This window comes from Algoriphagus sp. UBA3586 (genome assembly GCF_002376385.1).
Lineage (GTDB): Bacteria > Bacteroidota > Bacteroidia > Cytophagales > Cyclobacteriaceae > Algoriphagus > Algoriphagus ornithinivorans.
Window position 1 is genome coordinate 1 of record NZ_DFMT01000012.1, and the last position, 17,698, is coordinate 17,698.

At 38.5% G+C, this 17,698-nt stretch carries 19 protein-coding genes and 1 pseudogene; 12 read left to right on the top strand and 8 right to left on the bottom strand.

Going from position 1 to position 17,698, the window contains the following annotated elements:
* The first annotated feature begins 53 nt into the window (after nt 1-53).
* A complete protein-coding gene (locus tag B2906_RS02460) occupies nt 54-257 on the top strand; it encodes a type II toxin-antitoxin system RelE/ParE family toxin (protein WP_286935565.1) in 204 nt (67 codons plus the stop codon).
* 4 nt (nt 258-261) lie between these two features.
* A complete protein-coding gene (locus B2906_RS02465; protein ID WP_414631662.1) occupies nt 262-594 on the top strand; it encodes a helix-turn-helix domain-containing protein in 333 nt (110 codons plus the stop codon).
* A 229-nt stretch (nt 595-823) separates the two neighbouring features.
* Here the strand turns inward: B2906_RS02465 and B2906_RS02470 are convergent.
* Nucleotides 824-1,297: pseudogene (locus B2906_RS02470) on the bottom strand (acyl-CoA dehydrogenase family protein); the annotation flags it as partial.
* A 108-nt stretch (nt 1,298-1,405) separates the two neighbouring features.
* Between B2906_RS02470 and B2906_RS02475 the strand changes: the two are divergent.
* Together B2906_RS02475 and B2906_RS02480 are read left to right on the top strand one after the other, a co-directional pair.
* Entirely contained in the window at nt 1,406-1,747 is a 342-nt protein-coding gene (locus B2906_RS02475) for a type II toxin-antitoxin system RelE/ParE family toxin (RefSeq protein ID WP_286935453.1), read from the top strand.
* A 4-nt stretch (nt 1,748-1,751) separates the two neighbouring features.
* Entirely contained in the window at nt 1,752-2,078 is a 327-nt protein-coding gene (locus B2906_RS02480) for a helix-turn-helix domain-containing protein (RefSeq protein WP_286935454.1), read from the top strand.
* 361 nt (nt 2,079-2,439) lie between these two features.
* Here B2906_RS02480 and B2906_RS02485 read toward each other — a convergent pair whose 3' ends face one another.
* A complete protein-coding gene (locus B2906_RS02485; RefSeq protein ID WP_286935456.1) occupies nt 2,440-3,645 on the bottom strand; it encodes an acyl-CoA dehydrogenase family protein in 1,206 nt (401 codons plus the stop codon).
* Nucleotides 3,646-3,762: 117 nt separating this feature from the next.
* Between B2906_RS02485 and B2906_RS02490 the strand changes: the two genes are divergently transcribed.
* The 4 genes from B2906_RS02490 (at nt 3,763) to B2906_RS02505 (ending at nt 7,282) form a co-directional block, all read left to right on the top strand.
* Nucleotides 3,763-4,731 (top strand): tryptophan 2,3-dioxygenase family protein, encoded by a 969-nt coding sequence (locus B2906_RS02490; protein WP_286935457.1) that lies wholly within the window; start codon nt 3,763-3,765, stop codon nt 4,729-4,731.
* Nucleotides 4,732-5,342: 611 nt separating this feature from the next.
* Nucleotides 5,343-5,576, top strand: a complete 234-nt coding sequence (locus tag B2906_RS02495; protein ID WP_286935458.1) for a hypothetical protein — start codon at nt 5,343-5,345, stop codon at nt 5,574-5,576.
* Between the two features lie 66 nt (nt 5,577-5,642).
* Complete coding sequence (locus tag B2906_RS02500; protein ID WP_286935459.1) at nt 5,643-6,842, top strand: 6-bladed beta-propeller; 1,200 nt, start codon at nt 5,643-5,645, stop codon at nt 6,840-6,842.
* The gene (locus B2906_RS02505; RefSeq protein ID WP_286935460.1) at nt 6,839-7,282 is read left to right on the top strand and encodes a DUF1573 domain-containing protein; all 444 of its coding nucleotides are present in this window, start codon (nt 6,839-6,841) and stop codon (nt 7,280-7,282) included. The genes B2906_RS02500 and B2906_RS02505 overlap by 4 nt, the downstream gene beginning before the upstream one ends.
* 23 nt (nt 7,283-7,305) lie before the next feature.
* Here B2906_RS02505 and B2906_RS02510 read toward each other — a convergent pair whose 3' ends face one another.
* A complete protein-coding gene (locus B2906_RS02510) occupies nt 7,306-7,791 on the bottom strand; it encodes a hypothetical protein (RefSeq protein ID WP_286935461.1) in 486 nt (161 codons plus the stop codon).
* Between the two features lie 183 nt (nt 7,792-7,974).
* Here B2906_RS02510 and B2906_RS02515 point away from each other — a divergent pair, with 183 nt between their 5' ends.
* Nucleotides 7,975-9,468, top strand: a complete 1,494-nt coding sequence (locus tag B2906_RS02515) for a calcineurin-like phosphoesterase family protein (RefSeq protein ID WP_286935462.1) — start codon at nt 7,975-7,977, stop codon at nt 9,466-9,468.
* A gap of 50 nt (nt 9,469-9,518) precedes the next feature.
* On the opposite strand, the gene ggt is transcribed toward B2906_RS02515, so the two are convergent.
* Genes ggt through B2906_RS02530 form a run of 3 tightly spaced genes read right to left on the bottom strand, consistent with a single transcriptional unit; the run spans nt 9,519 to nt 13,950 of the window.
* Nucleotides 9,519-11,231 carry a gamma-glutamyltransferase gene (ggt, locus tag B2906_RS02520; protein ID WP_286935463.1) on the bottom strand — a complete coding sequence of 571 codons (1,713 nt, stop codon included), beginning with the start codon at nt 11,229-11,231 and terminating at the stop codon, nt 9,519-9,521.
* On the bottom strand, nt 11,224-13,602 hold the full coding sequence (locus B2906_RS02525) for a S9 family peptidase (protein WP_219958742.1): 2,379 nt from the start codon (nt 13,600-13,602) through the stop codon (nt 11,224-11,226). Before B2906_RS02525 ends, ggt begins: the two co-directional genes overlap by 8 nt.
* A gap of 12 nt (nt 13,603-13,614) precedes the next feature.
* The gene (locus tag B2906_RS02530) at nt 13,615-13,950 is read right to left on the bottom strand and encodes an Hpt domain-containing protein (protein ID WP_091653995.1); all 336 of its coding nucleotides are present in this window, start codon (nt 13,948-13,950) and stop codon (nt 13,615-13,617) included.
* 169 nt (nt 13,951-14,119) lie between these two features.
* Between B2906_RS02530 and B2906_RS02535 the strand changes: the two genes are divergently transcribed.
* From B2906_RS02535 to B2906_RS02545, 3 genes are read left to right on the top strand one after another with little or no spacing between them, the layout of a single operon-like run.
* Nucleotides 14,120-14,266, top strand: a complete 147-nt coding sequence (locus B2906_RS02535; protein WP_175557892.1) for a hypothetical protein — start codon at nt 14,120-14,122, stop codon at nt 14,264-14,266.
* A 7-nt stretch (nt 14,267-14,273) separates the two neighbouring features.
* Nucleotides 14,274-14,732, top strand: coding sequence for a DUF2452 domain-containing protein (locus tag B2906_RS02540; RefSeq protein ID WP_091653991.1), 459 nt, complete (start codon nt 14,274-14,276; stop codon nt 14,730-14,732).
* 2 nt (nt 14,733-14,734) lie between these two features.
* Complete coding sequence (locus B2906_RS02545) at nt 14,735-15,379, top strand: DUF7255 family protein (protein WP_091653988.1); 645 nt, start codon at nt 14,735-14,737, stop codon at nt 15,377-15,379.
* A gap of 699 nt (nt 15,380-16,078) precedes the next feature.
* On the opposite strand, the gene B2906_RS02550 is transcribed toward B2906_RS02545, so the two are convergent.
* Together B2906_RS02550 and B2906_RS02555 are read right to left on the bottom strand one after the other, a co-directional pair.
* The gene (locus B2906_RS02550; RefSeq protein WP_091653984.1) at nt 16,079-16,696 is read right to left on the bottom strand and encodes a deoxynucleoside kinase; all 618 of its coding nucleotides are present in this window, start codon (nt 16,694-16,696) and stop codon (nt 16,079-16,081) included.
* A 13-nt stretch (nt 16,697-16,709) separates the two neighbouring features.
* The gene (locus B2906_RS02555) at nt 16,710-17,600 is read right to left on the bottom strand and encodes a 3-hydroxybutyryl-CoA dehydrogenase (RefSeq protein ID WP_286935466.1); all 891 of its coding nucleotides are present in this window, start codon (nt 17,598-17,600) and stop codon (nt 16,710-16,712) included.
* Nucleotides 17,601-17,698 lie beyond the last annotated feature (98 nt).

Sequence of the window (17,698 nt, forward strand, 5' to 3'; positions counted from 1 at the left end):
TCCTATTTTTGGGGAAGCTTACACCGAAACTGTTCTAAAAACTGACGGATGAAATTTGGGAGTTCAGGACAAAATATAGCGGACTGCAATATCGACTTTTCGCATTTTGGGACAAAACTGACAAATCTGAAACACTTGTCATTTCAACGCATGGAATTGTGAAAAAAGTTGATAAAGTTCCGAAAGCTGATATCGAAAAAGCGGAAAGGATTAGAAAAGAATACCTTGCCTACCGGCAGGCAGGCTTTGAACAATAAAATTATGGAAACAAAGAATAAAAAAATGAAAATGATGACCCTTGACCAGCTCAAAGACAGAGATATAGGGGAAATCGGAACTCCAGAAAGGGATAAATACGAATTTGACCTGCGAATGGAATTACTTGGAGAAATGATAAAATCCGTGCGGAAAAAAAGGAATTTGACCCAAAAACAACTTGGAGAACTTATAGGTGTCCAAAAATCCCAGATTTCAAAATTAGAACGGAGTACAAAAAATGTTACCATCGAAACGATTTTGAAAGTCTTTAAAGCATTAAAAGCTAACGTTAAGTTCAGTGTAGAAATGAACGAATTAGAATTTAATGTAGCGTGAAAATAAAGATACTACTGGCAACAGCACCTAAGAAAACATGGTACGGTCAGTGATATCCGATAGGTTTGTTCCACGAACTTATTTTGTCCTTGGTGGCAAGAAAATCGCTCCGAAATGCCCCACGTTTCTTAGCTGAGAAACGTTATTATTCCCCTAATTCAATCCTTTATTTCTTTAACTCCGGTCCCGTCACTCACAGTGACGGGGAGTTCAATTCCATTCAAAAACCTTATTTAAAAGCCGGAATTCCAGTAATCTCATTGCCTAAAATGAGCAAATGGATATCATGGGTGCCTTCATAGGTAATTACAGATTCTAGATTCATCATGTGTCTCATGATAGGGTATTCACCGGTGATTCCCATTCCTCCATGAATTTGTCTGGCTTCACGGGCTATATGAAGCGCCATATCCACATTGTTGCGCTTGGCCATGGAGATATGCACGGTCTTGGCTTTGCCTTCATTCATCATTTTTCCCACTTTCCAGGCTAATAATTGAGCTTTGGTGATCTCAGTTAGCATTTCTGTCAATTTCTTCTGAACCAACTGGAAGCTTGCGATAGGCTTATCGAATTGGATACGCTCGGCAGCATATTTTCTAGCAGACTTATAGCAGTCCATGGCAGCTCCTATAGCGCCCCAGGCGATTCCGAAGCGGGCCGAATCCAAGCACATCAAAGGGGCTCTTAATCCTGATTTACCTTTGCATATCATACCGAATAAACCTTCAGCGAAAATAAACTCGGACAATGCTGTTTCTATATTTGGAAACTTCAATTATCTTTGTGACGTTAAACAAGACAATATTGAATGAGATTTTTTGAGACAAAATTTTTAGAAGAAGCTGACAAGTTCATTTCAAAACTAGATCCAAAGACAATTAAGAAAATCTTTTACAATATTGACCTTGCAGAACAGACGAATGACCCAAAACTTTTTAAGAAACTTCAAAATGATATTTGGGAGTTTCGGACAAAGTTCGCGGGACTTCAAATAAGACTTCTCGCTTTTTGGGACAAGACGGATAACAAAGAAACTTTGGTAATAGCAACCCACGGATTTATAAAGAAAGTTGACAAAGTTTCGGCAAACGAAATTAGCCGGGCGGTAAGACTGAGAGATAAATATTTTAGTAACAAACAAAAAAAGTAATCATATGGCAACCAAGGAATTGAAGACATACTCACTTGCCGAGATGAAAGACAAGTATATCGGCAAAGTAGGAACGGCCGAACGAGACGAATACGAATACGAACTTCGTATGGACGTTTTGGGAAAAATGATTAAGGCAGCAAGGCAAGAAAGAAATTTGACACAAGAAGAACTTGGTCGGCTTGTGGGGGTTCAAAAATCTCAAATTTCAAAGCTTGAAAGTAGTGCAAATAGTGCGACCATTGACACCATTATTAGGGTGTTCAGAGCATTGAAAGCAGAAATCAACTTTAACGTAAAAATAGAAGACAATTTTGTTAAACTCGCTTGACAGAAAAAGCCCTACCAGGAGTATCTTTCATTAATGACCCAAAAACGATGGAAAGCTTTTATTCTATCGTCTATTCACCAATCTCCGCCATTTCTCAAGAGCGGATTATGATGTAAAGCCATTCGTGGAAAAAAATTAAAGCGATTCCGATAAAGGTTGGGGGAGAGCCTTCACTCCGCTTTGTTAATTATGTTGTAATTTCCCCTCCTTAGAGGAGAATGTTAAACGAGTACTAAGCGTAGATTGAATCTACACTTTTCTATCTTAGAGAATTTACAATTCTATTAAAATCCCATTTTCAAAAGCCCCAAAAACCCCATCCTGAATTTCAGGACGGGGCTTAAGACCTACATCAAAAACCTTATTTAAAAGCCGGAATCCCGGTTATCTCATTTCCTAAAATCAGCAAGTGAATATCATGGGTTCCCTCATAGGTGATCACAGATTCAAGGTTCATCATATGTCTCATGATTGGGTATTCACCGGTGATTCCCATACCTCCATGAATTTGTCGGGCTTCACGGGCGATATGTAGCGCCATATCTACGTTGTTGCGCTTGGCCATGGAGATGTGGACAGTCTTGGCTTTGCCTTCATTCATCATTTTTCCCACTTTCCAGGCCAGTAATTGGGCTTTGGTGATCTCAGTTAGCATTTCAGCCAATTTCTTCTGAACTAACTGGAAGCTTGCAATAGGCTTATCGAATTGGATACGCTCGGCAGCGTATTTTCTTGCAGACTCATAGCAGTCCATGGCAGCTCCGATTGCTCCCCAGGCGATGCCAAAACGGGCAGAATCCAAACACATCAAAGGAGCTCCCAAACCAGATTTATTTGGAAGAAGATTATCCTTTGGTACTTTGATATTATCAAAAACCAACTCACCGGTACAGGAAGCCCTTAAGGACCATTTGTTATGTGTCTCTGGTGTAGAAAACCCTTCCATGCCTCTTTCTACAATCAATCCATGAATTCGGCCTTCCTCATTTTTAGCCCAGACCACAGCAATATCCGCTTTCGGAGAATTGGAAATCCACATTTTTGCACCATTGAGCAAGTAGTGGTCTCCCATATCTTTGAAATTGGTTGTCATACCAGATGGGTTAGAGCCATGGTCTGGTTCTGTCAAACCGAAGCAGCCTAACATTTCTCCTGATGCCAGTTTAGGAAGGTACTTTTTGCGCTGTTCCTCTGAACCAAACTTGTAAATCGGATACATCACCAAAGAACCCTGAACTGAGGCTGTGGATCGCATCCCAGAATCGCCACGCTCAATTTCTTGCATGATCAAACCATAGGCGATATAATCCAGTCCGCCGCCTCCGTATTCCTCTGGAATCTGAGGACCAAAAGCTCCCACATCACCAAACTTCTTCACTATTTCATAAGGAAAATGAGCCTTTTGAGCCCAGTCCTCTATGTATGGAGAAATTTCTTTTTTCACGAAATCTCGAATGGAACCTCTAATCAATTTATGCTCCTCAGTGAGCAAATCGTCCATATCGAGAAAATCTACCCCCTCAAACGTATCCTGCTTCTGTGACTTATGGATTTCTACTGCCTCCATGGTATTTTGGTTTATTAAAATGAATCTCTGATTTTTGTCGGGAAGAATAAGTGTTCCCGCCTTTCGAAGTAAATAGATAAGCACCTAAAAAACTATCATTTTTCCCAAAAAATCCCCATGCACGAATCTGAATTTGACCCGAAGATATTAGACAAAATCAAGCAGCTGGAAGAGAAGTTCAAAGCCTCCGGTCAGGATATGCTTTCCTATCTCGAAGGTCTGCTATATGCTGATTATTTGACCTATTGGGAATACATCAATTTAGATGTGCTCTTGTCCTTACAGCAACCCAAAACCAGCTTTAAGGATGAGAAAATTTTTATCATTTATCATCAGATTACAGAGCTCTACTTCAAGCTGATCATCTCTGAAATGGAGCAAATTGCTGATGAAAAAGAATTGACTGAGGAATTCTTTCAATCCAGATTGGAAAGGATACTGATGTATTTTGATCATTTGATCAGCTCTTTTGCCATGATGTGGAAAGGGATGGAAAAGGAGCAGTTTTTGAAGTTTAGAATGTCTCTTTTGCCTTCTTCCGGTTTTCAAAGTGCCCAGTATAGAGAGATTGAATTGATGGCTACGGATGCTTTTCAATTGGTCACTTTATCCAAAAGATCTCAATTTGATTATCATTCTCCTGCTGATGATTTATTTGAACACCTGTATTGGCAGCAAGGAGCCATAGAATTGGCCAGTGGGAAAAAGACCTTGACGCTCAAAAACTTCGAACTGAAATACGGGAAGAAATTAAAAGAACTCATTGAAGGCTATAGAAGGAAAAACTTATGGCATAAGTATATGGAGATTGATCATCCTTCTGATGAGTTGACGGATTTAATGAAAAAGTTTGATTTAAAAGCGAATGTATTTTGGCCATTGGCTCATTATAAATCAGCTGTAAGGTATTTACAAAAAGACCCGGTGGATATTGCTGCTACTGGCGGAACCAACTGGCAAAAATACCTTCCTCCACGCTTTCAGAAGGTGATATTTTATCCTGAGTTGTGGACAGAAAAGGAAATGGAAGAGTGGGGGAAAGGCTGGGTTGTAAAGGAGATTTTTGGAGAGGAAAAGGAGGGGTGAGGATGGCCTATGATTATCTAAGATGATGCTTTTTTAATTTTGTTCTTTGCTTTTAAGGCCTGATGTCCGATGTCTGTTCCACGGACAGGTGACGGATGTAGGCATAAACTGATCATTTTTGCAGAAATTCAGCCATTCATTTCGCTATTGTTAAGGTAGCGGATTTACAAGACTCTTGATAAAGAAAAGGTGCTTTTCTTCTTTTCTGACTTTCCAAAAGCAACATTGCGAAAAAGAGTACCACAGGCGCGATTTATTAAAGCCTCTTCCTAATTCCCACTTCTTTCTTCCCACTACTCTTTACGAATTGAAGGTACTGCTTCTGGAGAAGCAGCACAACTAGACTGCAAATTTGTTTTATCGGATTACAAATCCTAGGTTAGGAGTTCGGAATTATATCCCGATGGTTATTGGAAACCGAACAGTTTGAATATTGGGCCCCGAACAGCGAGATATTTTAAGTAATGACTTTAGCACTTTTTGTCAAGGTTATTTTTAAAGAAATTATAGTTTTTTTGAAAAAAAACTCCTAATTGTTTGTTTGTTTGTTTGTTTGTTTGTTTGTATAATTGATTAGTTGATTGATTTTCAAACACTTAAACTACTCAATTATGAAAAAGTTAGATTTCTTAACAAGTTTAGCAGTAGTGCTAATGTTTGTGGCATTTTCGTTATTCTCTTTGCCAAAGTCTAGTGACGCTCAGGGAGGAAGTAAGCAATGGATCAGTACTACCTGTCAAGTTGAGGGTGGAGGTTCTTGGCCTTGTAATGATTGTACTTTTGGTGAAAATACCTGTAATGACAATACCTGTTTGCAGTGTAGAAACCCAGGTATGGGTGAATAGCTCTGATTCACATTTAAAAATTGCTCAAGCCTATTCCGATGGCTTGAGCCTAATTTATTTTATCTTATGATTAGTAAAATTTTAAAAATTTTAATTGTTTTTTCTATAGCCTCATGTGTTAGTAAAAGTGATAAAGATTACATCGAAAATCCTACAATCATCGATTTTAACAATGTTGAGAAAACAGATGAACTGATATCAATTAGAGCATTGTTGAAGAATATTGAGTATCTAAAGTTAAATACCCCTGATACTGTTCAAATAACAATCGCTCAAAAAATTTTGGAATTTCAAGATAAAATTTTAATTCATGATAAGAAGAAAAAGGTGGTTTTTGCTTTTGATCAATCAGGGAATTATTTAGGGATGGTAGGAAACAAAGGTCAAGGTCCTGGCGAATTTATAGAGGTTACAGATGTTGCAGTGAGTGATGATTTAATTTTTATCTATTCAAGAGGAGATTTTAAGGTTTTTATTTTTGACGATACTTTAAGTTTTTTAAAAGATTTCACAACCAAAAAATGGGGGACACAAATAAGTATTCTTTCTTCTGGTAATTTGGCACTATATTCATTTTTAATTGAAGGTGATGATGAATATAACATAGATATTTATGATTTAGAAGGAAATCTCTTAGGAAAAAGAATGTTTGTCGATAGAAGTGGGGACTATCAGGCAATGGATTTTTCAGGTTTCCTTGATAATAATTATTTTTCATACCCTTTATCATCAAAAATATATAGGATATCAGAAGATCATTCCAAAGACTCGTTAGTATTCGAAGTATTATTTCCAAATCAGTTTCCTGAAAAGGATTTTGTAAATTATACACAATATCTTAGAAATTCCAGAGATCAAACCGATAGTAATATATTGACAAAATATCAGATAGTTTCAAATCAGGAATTTATATGTTACTATGGATTTCGGGAAGGTGAATTAAATGGATATACCTTAGGTGTAAGGTTATCTAGTGGTCAAACCTTTGGCCATTTAAATCTAATTCATGGATCTTTAGACAAAGAAGAAATGGATGTTTATGTGAAATTATTTTTTATAGGACCTTACAATATCCCTCATTTTTCAAATGTAAGTAAGACTTACTTAATTGCATCTAATATTGAATCCATTGGGTTTTATTATAATGATATTCAGGAATCATTGACAGACCTTAGAGTTTCTGATCCAGAATTATATAATGTATTATTAGGTAGCGATCCAGAGGAAACGATTCTAATGAGATTTAAATTAAAAGAGCGGTTATGAAAAATTTTTTTGTTTATTCATTACTATTTATTTCTATTTTGCTATTGTCTTATGCGATTTATAATCGTTTTTTTAAAGAAAAAACGTATGATCCGCTTGAAGGGGTTGAACTTACAACAGTTTCAATTTCTAAACGAAATATTAACCTTGGCGAAGTAGGAAAAAGAGAGGATGCTGTTGGAGAATTTATTGTAAAAAATACGGGTAGTAATGACTTGGTTATTACAAATGTTGAGGTTTCCTGCACCTGTAGTGCAGCGGTATTATTGGATAATAAAATTGCTCCAAATGATTCTGTTTTCATTAAAGTTCGCTATGCTAAGAAACTCCCGAGTTACTTTTATTCAGATGTTTTGGTGCATGGGAATTTTCCAGGGTCACCTCAAATTTTAAGTTTTGAGGGAATTTACAATGGTAATGATATTGAGATTCCAAATTAAATTATCCTTCATTTGTTGTAGTTTTACAAAACAAACCGCTTCGAATTATTAAAACAAAAATCCTCCACCGCTTTCTCTACATCTTCACGGGATTTGAAATGGGCGAGGTGTTTTTGTCCGATCTTCTTGCGTGCCTGCTCGATTTCGAAAGTCAAATTGTTGTTGAATAAACCAAACTCCAAAGCAGTAGGGTAGTAGTCTACCGGATCGATCAAGCCTTCAAAGTCCGTCCCGATGGTCAGGCATTTCCAGACCAGTGGTTTTTCTTCATCGTTTAAATTTGGATTGGCATAGGCACTTTTGATGATGGTTTCGATATTTTGCCAAATGAGCTGAATGCCGTTTCGTTTGGGATTGGTTTTCAGATCATGCTTGGTAATTCCCAGAATCCGCTGATCGAAGGAAATCCCAAACATCCCTCTGGTTCGGACAATCCATTCGATATCCTTATTACACATGTTGATGTTCCAGGCATTGAATTTCCAGCTTTCATCTGTGTAATCGTCCACCTCGCAGTTTTCCAATTCGATATGCCTATCCAGGGTAGAAATCTCATACTATGCCAAATTCCATTTTTTCTCCATGGTGGGAGAGCGATTATCCATATTAAGAAATTGATAATTTCTATTTTGGATAATTTTTATCCAGATTATTTTGGTCATTTTTAAGCTTTTCAATCAAAATATAGATCCATGTTTAATAGACGAGATTTCATCAAAGGACTTGGCTTAAGTTCTTTGGGTTGGTTAGGCTTTCAGTCCTCCTCCTTGGCAAAGGAAGTTTTAGATGCTCCTTATTCTGATGAATTGCGATTATTTAATCCGATTAGGATTAAAGGAAAGATTACATCCAATGGAAAAGGCATTCCCAATGTGGGAGTTTCTGATGGTAGGGTTATTTCAAAATCAAATTCGAATGGAGAGTTTGAATTGGTTTCCGGATCTGATAAGGAATTTGTTTTTGTGATACTTCCATCCGGATATACCATAGAAAAGCAGGCAAATGGCTCAGCCAGTTTTTTCAAGAAAATTGATACTAGATATGCTGAGCAGAATTTTAGCTTTGAATTAAAGCCTCTTCGTAATTCCGATGGTAATCATCACTTTTTGTTATTGTCTGATACCCAGATTCAGAATGAGTATGAAGCCAACCAGTTACTGACTGTGTCAATTCCTGATGTGCAAAAAACCATTCAAAATATAAATGACCCAAATATATTTGCAATAGGTTGCGGGGATTTGGTTTACGATAGACTTGAACTGTTCAAAGAATACAACCAAGGAATAGCCGCTACAGGAATTCCATTTTTTCAAGTAATAGGAAATCATGATATGGATTTCAAAGTTCGTTCAGATGAGGGTACGGCAAAGACTTTCAAAGGTCATTTTGGACCTACCTATTATTCTTGGAACAGGGGGGAGGTCCATTATATCGTATTGGATGACGTCTTTTATCTGGGAACTGGATCAAAATACATTGGATATATTCCTGAGGAACAATTGGCTTGGTTAGAGCAAGATTTAGCTTTGGTTGAGAAAGGGAAAACGGTAGTAATTTCTTTACACATTCCCACTTTTACAGGAAATGTAAAGCGTTATCCTGAGAGGGATGTTTTGGGCGGAACTGTCAGCAATAGAGAACATCTTTATCGTATGCTGGAGGGGTATCAGGCCCATATTTTATCAGGACATACTCACTTCAATGATAATATGATTATGGGGCATGTGTATGAGCATTGTCATGGTACAGTTTGTGGAGCTTGGTGGTCCGGACCCATTTGTTACGATGGTACCCCAAATGGCTATGCTATATATGAAGCTAGAGGAAGTGAATTAAAGTGGACTTACAAGGGCACAGGTTTAGGATTAGATGAGCAGTTTAGAGTTTATGGAAAAGGCTATCATCCAGATTTTCCTGAATATCACACCGTGAATTGCTGGAATTATGATCCAAACTGGGAGATTTCATGGTATGAAAATGGAATCAAAGTTGGTGCTCCCCAGAAAATTATGGCTGTGGATCCTTGGAGCATAGAATTACATGCTGGTCCTAATTTGCCTGCCAGAAGAGAGTGGGTAGAGCCTCAGTTGAATGACCATATGTTTTTCTTTAAGCCTAATTCTATCGATAATTTGGTAGTTGAGGCAAAGGATAGATTTGGAAATGTATATTCTAAAAAAATATGATCTCTCACTAAAGCAAAAAAGCCTCATTTATGTTAAAATGAGGCTTTTTTTTAGAACCCTGAAGCTGCATCATCTCCTCTAGGATCTGCACCGCCTTCTAATTTCCCATTAGGTAGCTTTAAAATAGCATCTACCTTTCCGATAATTGGATTATTATTTTCCAAGATGATATAGCCTTTTGATTTTAAGTTTGAGATCAAGGTGGTATCAAAAGAATTTGGCTCAAAACTTACCAAATCGGGGAGCCATTGATGATGAAATCTCGGTGATTCCACGGCTTCCTGCATACTCATTTCAAACTCATAGACATTCAAAATTGTCTGAACCACAGATGTTATAATAGTTGATCCTCCTGGAGTCCCTACCACCATCCATAATTCACCCGCCTTTTCTACAATGGTTGGAGTCATGGAGCTCAGCATGCGTTTTCCCGGAGCAATGCTATTGGCTTCTGCACCGATCAACCCAAACATATTGGGCTCTCCAGCTTTGGAGCTGAAATCATCCATTTCATTGTTCATAAAGAAACCCAACTCATCGATATACACCTTGCTTCCATAAGCTCCATTCAAGGTTGTCGTTACGGAGATAGCATTGCCTTCTTGGTCTACAATGGAATAATGGGTCGTCTCCATGCTCTCGGCAAAGGCTATTTTTCCTTCAGAAATATCCTCTGATTTAGTTGCCTGATCCAAAGAGAAATCTTCCATTCTTGCTTGAAGATAGGAGTCATCTAATAGTTCATCCACGGGAATTTCCACAAAATCAGGATCGCCCAGGTAGTAGTTTCTATCCGCATAGGCTCTTCTTTCTGCTTCAACGAGTACTTGGATGTATTCTGGTGAATGATGTCTCATAGATTGGAGATCGAATGGTTCCACCATTTTAAAGATCTGCCCGATTGTAATTCCACCGGAACTCGGTGGCGCCATGGAAATAATCTTTAGATCTTTATAATTGAAAATAATAGGGTCTCTCCATGCTGCCTCATAGGAAGCCAAATCTTCCTCGGTAATAATTCCTCCCAAATTCTGCATGTGTTTGACAAGAATTTGAGCTGTTTCGCCTTTGTAGAATTCATCCTTTCCATTCAAGGCTATTCTCTTCAAGGTCTGTGCTAAAACCGGGATTTTTAAAGTGTCTCCTGCATTGATTTCCTGTGCAAAGAAAGTTTCAGGCCCATTGACTTCGATGAAGGTATCTCTCAATCTATCAAAGCGTTCTGCTTGTCTTTGGGTTACCACGAATCCTTTTTCAGCGAGTTCAATTACAGGCTGAAGAACCTCAGCAGGGCTTAATTTCCCATATTTCTCTTGAGCTGTGAATATGCCCGAAATCGTTCCGGGAACTCCTGAAGCCAAGGCCCCTTGCGTACTTAAGCCAGGAATTATATTTCCTTCTTCGTCCAAATACATGTCCCTGTCGGCAGCTAGGGGAGCTTTTTCTCTATAATCGATGGATCCAGTGCTTCCGTCAGCCATTCTAAATACTGCAAATCCTCCTCCTCCTAGGTTGCCTGCAAAAGGGTAGGTCACAGCCAGCGCCATTTCAGTTGCCATCATCGCATCAAATGCATTTCCCCCCTTTTGAAGGATTGCAATTCCAATATCTGAGGCCTCTTTTCTTGCTGATACGATCATGGCTTGATCAGCTATCAAACCTTGTATTTTTTCAGCCTCAGGTTGTTTCTCGGAACAAGAAAACAACAAAAAAGCTATTGCATAAACTTGCAATAGCTTGATCGATTTAAAACTCTTAATCATTGAGTAGGGTGTTATTGAATAATTTAAGAATTCTCTTGTATTCGTCTGTCCAGGAGCTAGGCTCCACAAATCCATGATCCTCGACAGGGTAAATAGCCATTTCCCAATTGTCTTTTCCTAATTCTATGAGTCTCTGGGATAATCTAACTACATCTTGGAAGTGAACATTCACATCTACCATTCCATGAGCCATCAAAAGGTTCCCTTTCAAACCTTCAGCAAAATAGATAGGAGAGGATCTTCTATAAGCTATTGGATCTTCTTCAGGAGTATTGAGAATATTGGAAGTATATCCGTGATTGTAATGTGCCCAATCGGTTACTGAGCGAAGGGCAGCTCCGGATTTAAATACCTCTGGAGCCGTAAATAGTGCCATGAGCGTGATAAAACCTCCATAGCTTCCTCCGTAAATTCCAATCCTATCAGCATCTACCCCATACTTTTCTACCAAATGCTTGGCGCCGTCAACTTGGTCGGACAAGTCCTTTCCTCCCATATGTCTATAAATGCCCGTTCTCCAATCTCTTCCATATCCAGAAGAAGCTCTATAGTCTATGTCCAAAACGGTGTAACCCAAATCTGTCAATAGATTATGGAACATATATTCCCTGAAATAACTGCTCCACCATTTGTGTACATTTTGAAGATATCCAGCTCCATGTACAAAGATGACAGCAGCTCCATTTTTCTTTGAGGCTTCTGGTTGGTAAATTCTCGCAGGTACCATGGCTCCATCTTCAGCCTGGAATCTAATAATTTCCGGGTCTCTCCAGTTATAAGCTTTGAATTCCTCACTCTGCCCGTTGGTAATTTGAACAGGTTTGGCTCCGGGTTTTAAGTCCTGTATGTAAAGCTCCTCGGGTCGGTTGCTATAAGAATGAATAATTGCCATTTTACTCTGATCCGGAGATAGACTTACCTCATTATTTCCAGTCATGGAAGTGAGTTGAACCTTTTTTCCTCCCATCAGAGGCATTTGGTAAAAATGTCTTTCTCCAGGATCTACCTCTGAACTAGTAAAGAACCAGCTTTTTTTATCTCTGGAAATGAATGGATCAAATACCTCGTAAGCACCTGAAGTCAAAGTCTTTTTATTTCCATTTTCTACATTTAAGAGATATAGGTGAGAATATCCGCTTTCTTCAGATTGAAAATAAATATGCTTGCTATCTGGGAGCCAACCTAAGGTTCCTCCTGAAAAAGTCCAGCCAATTCCAGGTCCTGCAATCCAAGCCTCATCTCTTTGCCTGTCCAAATTTTTTAATTCACCTGTTTGAAGGTTTACCTCAGCAATCCATCTATCCTTATTGTCAAAAGATCGGGCTTGAACGATTGCTCTTTTTCCGTCAGGAGAAAATATGGGCCCAAAAAGAGATAATTTTCTATTTGTGCTGTCCCACTTTTTGTCTGGGTAGTCTTTGGTGTAATCAGGAAGGTCCTGAAGACCAGGAAGCTTAGAATAATCTATGAAATAAACGCTGTCTCTTTTCAGATCATAAATTCCGATTTCCGACGTGGTAGGATCGGTACCTACTTTTGGTCTTGCATTTAGGTCTTCTGTATAACCTGAGGCAGCGACATAGTCAGGTACCTTCGTGTTTTTGTTGCTGGATGAATTATAATAGGTGAAGCTTGCAAAGTTGCCATCAGGTGAAAGTTGGAGGTTAGCCGGACTTTTTCCCTCGGTGTAATAGACAAATTTTTCCTCCGCCTGTTCTCTGGTAGCCTCTCTGTAGGCTGCACGTTTTTTCTCCGCCTCCTGCCTTTCTTTGACCACTTGAAGAAGTTCTAAATTTTCAGTTTCCACAAATCCTTTAACCTGCTCTGCTTGGGCAGCATTAGATTTTTTGGAAGGTTTAGAACCGGAGGATATTTGAGTAACCTTTTTAACAACTCCGGTACTGAGATTAAGCGTGAAAATATTTTGATCAGAGACAAATGAGATCAAATTTTCATCCGCCAAGAAAGTTGGGTTTGAAACTCTTGAGTGCCAATTTAACAGAACCTTTTTTTGGCCTGTTTTCATATTTTCCAAAGATATCTGGTCTGATGCACTCAAATAAACTCTCTGAGAATAATCAGTATTCCAATTGGCCTGATCTCTCCTCATAGCACTCTCTTCTTTCCAGTTCACTTTCTGGATTTGTTTCGGAGAGCTTACTTGAATCTTGTAAGTGGAATCAGCAGGATTTTTTTCTGGATTGTATTGAAAATAAATAATTTGACTATCATCACTCCATCTTGCTCTACTTGGGAAAGTACCCATCCATTGAGGATCCCGCATGATGTATTCCACGCTTAATTGAGATTGGGCAAAAAGGGGAGAGGATAGGCATATAAATGCCAGGATAAGTAGACAATTACGAACCATGCTTGTTAAATATTAATCAAGAGTTTTGACGAATTTTTTCAATTCATCCTCAATGGTTAAAAGGTGATTTTGAAGTTTTGCATTCAGAGGAAGTGAGTTGGGTATATCCGCCTCAATTTCTTCCAGCAATTTCCTAGTCTTGATAGCTCCAATATAGCTCATGCTAGGCTTTGCTTTATGACATCTTTTTTTGATGATTTCAAATTCCTTTTTTTCGTAAAAATCCCCTAACTCCTTAAGGTCATGGACGTTGGTTTCCAGAATAATTTGGATCATATCCCTGATCATATCCGGATCATCATCTCCAAAATATTGGTAGATGCTTTGTTCACTGATTAGCTGATACATGAGCGATTTGACTAGTCAAAATAAAAATGATTGTTTGGTACCTATCCTTAAAATTAAAAACATTTTTCAATATCAGGGATTTCTTAATCAAAGATTCCATAAATCAGTTATAAAGATGTGTGTTTACTGGTTAAACATTAATTTTGAACCAGAATAAGGAAGTACTGTTATGAAAAAGAACAAGAAAGTCTTTTTGATAGTCTTTGTGATATTCATGCTAATCATGCTTTGGATTGGTTATGATATTTCTCAGAGAACTACTTTCCCTGGCTCAAAAGGGAATCTAAAAGAACGTATTACAACAGGAGAAGAATAAAAAGTCAATGACTGGAAAGAAGATAGATGTAGATAAGTTGGATCTGGAACGCATGAAGGATAAGACGACCGAGGAACCCGGAACTCTTCCCTATGCTCATCACTCGGGCAGTGCTCTGATCAAACCTGAAGATAAGGGTAAAATTACCGGCAGAGCCGTGGCTGCTATGCAAAGCCAAACGGATATGCAGATGGCTCAAATCTATGAGCAGATGCAGCTTTTGGCCGATCAGGCAAAAAAGATTAAAGCCCGGGTAGAGGTTTCTGAACGGATTTATCAAGCATCCATTGCATTCGAACCTTTAATTAACCATACCTACTTTCTTTACCAGAAAGAGGATGGTTCTGATTTTTTGAGCATGATAGCCCCTGAAGAATGGGGGAGAAAGAAAGACTTTGCTGCTTTTGTGGCTGAAGTAAAATTACTGGCAGACCATACTTGGGAAGTTGTCAGAGAGAATATATAGTCATGCAACAAGTACTTTTAAGCAATCTCCTCTCCATCTTAAAAGAAGGAGAAGTAGATTTTGATGATCGTTTTCAATTGGAGTTCAATCCCTCATTTCTGGATTCTAAAGGACAAGCTTGGCTTCATGAAATCTATGATGACTTAGGTGGAAAAGGAAAGCATCCACTTTTGGAAAAGGCAAATTTTGATATGAAAATCAACAGGGTCTTATTCCTCTTTGATTCACCCATTCACTTTAACAGATATAGATTAATAAGCTTAAGATCAGATTTTTATAGTGAAATGTCTTTCCCTTTTTCGGAAGCCTACAAGAGACTTTGCAGAACTTATGAAAAGGAATGTCAGAAAGCCGGTTTGCAGGAAAGAATTTGGAATGGTCCACCTGTTGCGGGGACTTGGTTTGGACAGGCTTCCGAGCCGGGAGACTATTCCGGTGTAGGTGCTTCAGGCTGGAAATTAACAGCGTTCAATGATGCGCAAATCGACCTTCAGTCCAGAATTCATGGTTATAAGTTGATTCGCATAGCTCCTTACGAAACCATCATGACTGGAGGCAGCCTGAAGCGTTTGGATCAAATGCTGGTTAACCCAAATGAGGATCAGAGAAAAGTAATCTGTAACTGGTTTTTGAGGAAATTGGAGTAAAAGAGCTGTTTAAAAAATAGAGTTTTTTACATTGAGCATCCTGACAATTGTACGAGATCGAAATGTTGTCCAAAACAATAAAAATGTCCTTTGACTCCTTGCCAGCGTCAGACAGGCTCTACCAGTGATGGGTTGAATCTTATTCCTAAAATTCAATTATTTCGAAATTAGATTTTTTGTTATGGAAAGTTTGTTTTACCTAGATTAAGCGCTTGCTGCTTCAATTAAGCATTTTCTTTTTTCTCTTTGTTCTTTTGCCTTGAAGCAAAAGAACCAATCCCGACAGCCGTACGGGACAAGACAGGGCAAAAACGAAAGTTTTTGAGCCAGAAAGTGCGTAAGGAAGCTCCAGCCCTGTCTCGCCGCCAGGCAGGCGCACTAGACCGGACGCTGGCCCGCTGCTGCGTCAGCCCACCGCGCCCTCACTAATTATGTTTTTTCTAAAAGAAATGGAATTCAATTTCGAAAGGATAACACACGAATCCATTTTGGATTAACCTGTCATATCATTTTTTTGAATGCTTAGAATATTTAAGAATCAGGCTGATACTTGAGCAAGTAAGAAGAAAATATGGCTTAATATTAGCCCAAAGGATCAGAATTCCGAAGCTTCGGTCTTTGGTCTTCGGTCTTCCAATCGATAGAGCAAAGAGGAAATAGCAACTGGCATAACTACGGTTAATCAGATCAGATTATTTTTTAAGCAAACAATCCAAAGATTTCTCTATGAACCTTATCTACAATAAAAGAGAAATCCTCAGGCCTTTCTACAAAGTCCAGTTCATTGACATCAATAATCAATAACTTCCCTTCTTTATAATTCGATATCCAGTCTTCGTAATGGGAATTTAGATTTTTGAGATAATCAATCCTCATGGCCGTTTCATAGGATCTACCTCTTTTTTCTATTTGTCCAACTAATTTGGGGATATCAGCTTTGAGATAAATCAGCAAATCAGGAGCCTTTACATGAGAAATCATGCTATCAAAAAGACTTCGGTAATTGTAATAATCCCTTTCACTCAATAGCTTGCTTTTATACAAGTTGGCCGCAAAGATGTAAGCATCCTCGTAGATTGTTCTATCTTGGATAGTAGGGGTTTTACTTTCCTGAATAGTTTTAATTTGATTGAATCTAGAATTCAAAAAATAAACCTGAAGGTGGAAAGCCCACCTTTTCATGTCTTCATAAAAGTCAGGCAAGTAAGGATTATCATCTACCGCTTCAAATTCAGCTTTCCAACCATAATGCTTGGCTAACTTTTCTGTAAGCGTAGTTTTCCCGCTACCGATATTTCCGGATACTGCTAAGTGCATGATTTGCTAATGCTTATTTAATGAATCTTGGAGCTACTTTAATATCCTTGCTTCCCGGAGTATACTGATAAAAACCTTCACCGGTTTTTACTCCTTTGTAACCTGCCTCTACCATGTTTACTAACAAAGGACAAGGAGCATACTTAGGATTGCCAAAACCATCGTGCAATACCTTTAGAATAGATAAGCAAACATCCAGACCAATAAAGTCAGCCAATTGAAGAGGACCCATAGGGTGCGCCATGCCTAATTTCATGACCGTGTCGATCTCTTCCACACCCGCAACTCCTTCGAATAAAGTGATGATAGCCTCATTGATCATTGGCATCAATATTCTGTTGGCAACAAATCCTGGATAATCATTTACCTCAACTGGAACCTTCCCTAAATTTTTGGATAGGTCCATGATCTTTTCCGTAACCTCATCAGAAGTTGCATATCCTCTGATTACCTCTACAAGCTTCATGACAGGAACGGGGTTCATGAAGTGCATTCCAATCACCTGTTCAGGTCTTTGGGTAACCGCTGCAATTTTGGTGATAGAAATGGAGGAGGTATTGGTTGCCAGAATCGCACTTTTAGGTGCAAACTCATCCATTTGTCTGAAAATATCGAGCTTGATATTCATATTTTCAGTTGCCGCCTCAACGATCAAATCTGCTTCTTTAACTCCTTCTTTGAGTTCGGTAAATTTCTTGATTCTCCCTAGAGCTTCAGTTTTTTGATCTTCAGATAGAAGGCCTTTGCTCACCTGTCTGTCCATGTTTTTGGAAATAGTAGCCAGAGCCTTGTCCAAAAATTCTTCTTTAATGTCTACTAAGGACACATGATATCCAGTTTGGGCAAAAACGTGTGCAATACCATTTCCCATGGTTCCAGATCCTATGACAGTGATATTTTTCATAATGAGGCGATTAAAATTTAAAAACAGTTCTATTTGGGTTTTTTTGACTTTGCCTTCAAGCAAAGGGATTCAAAACTACTTCCAACAGCTAGGAAATC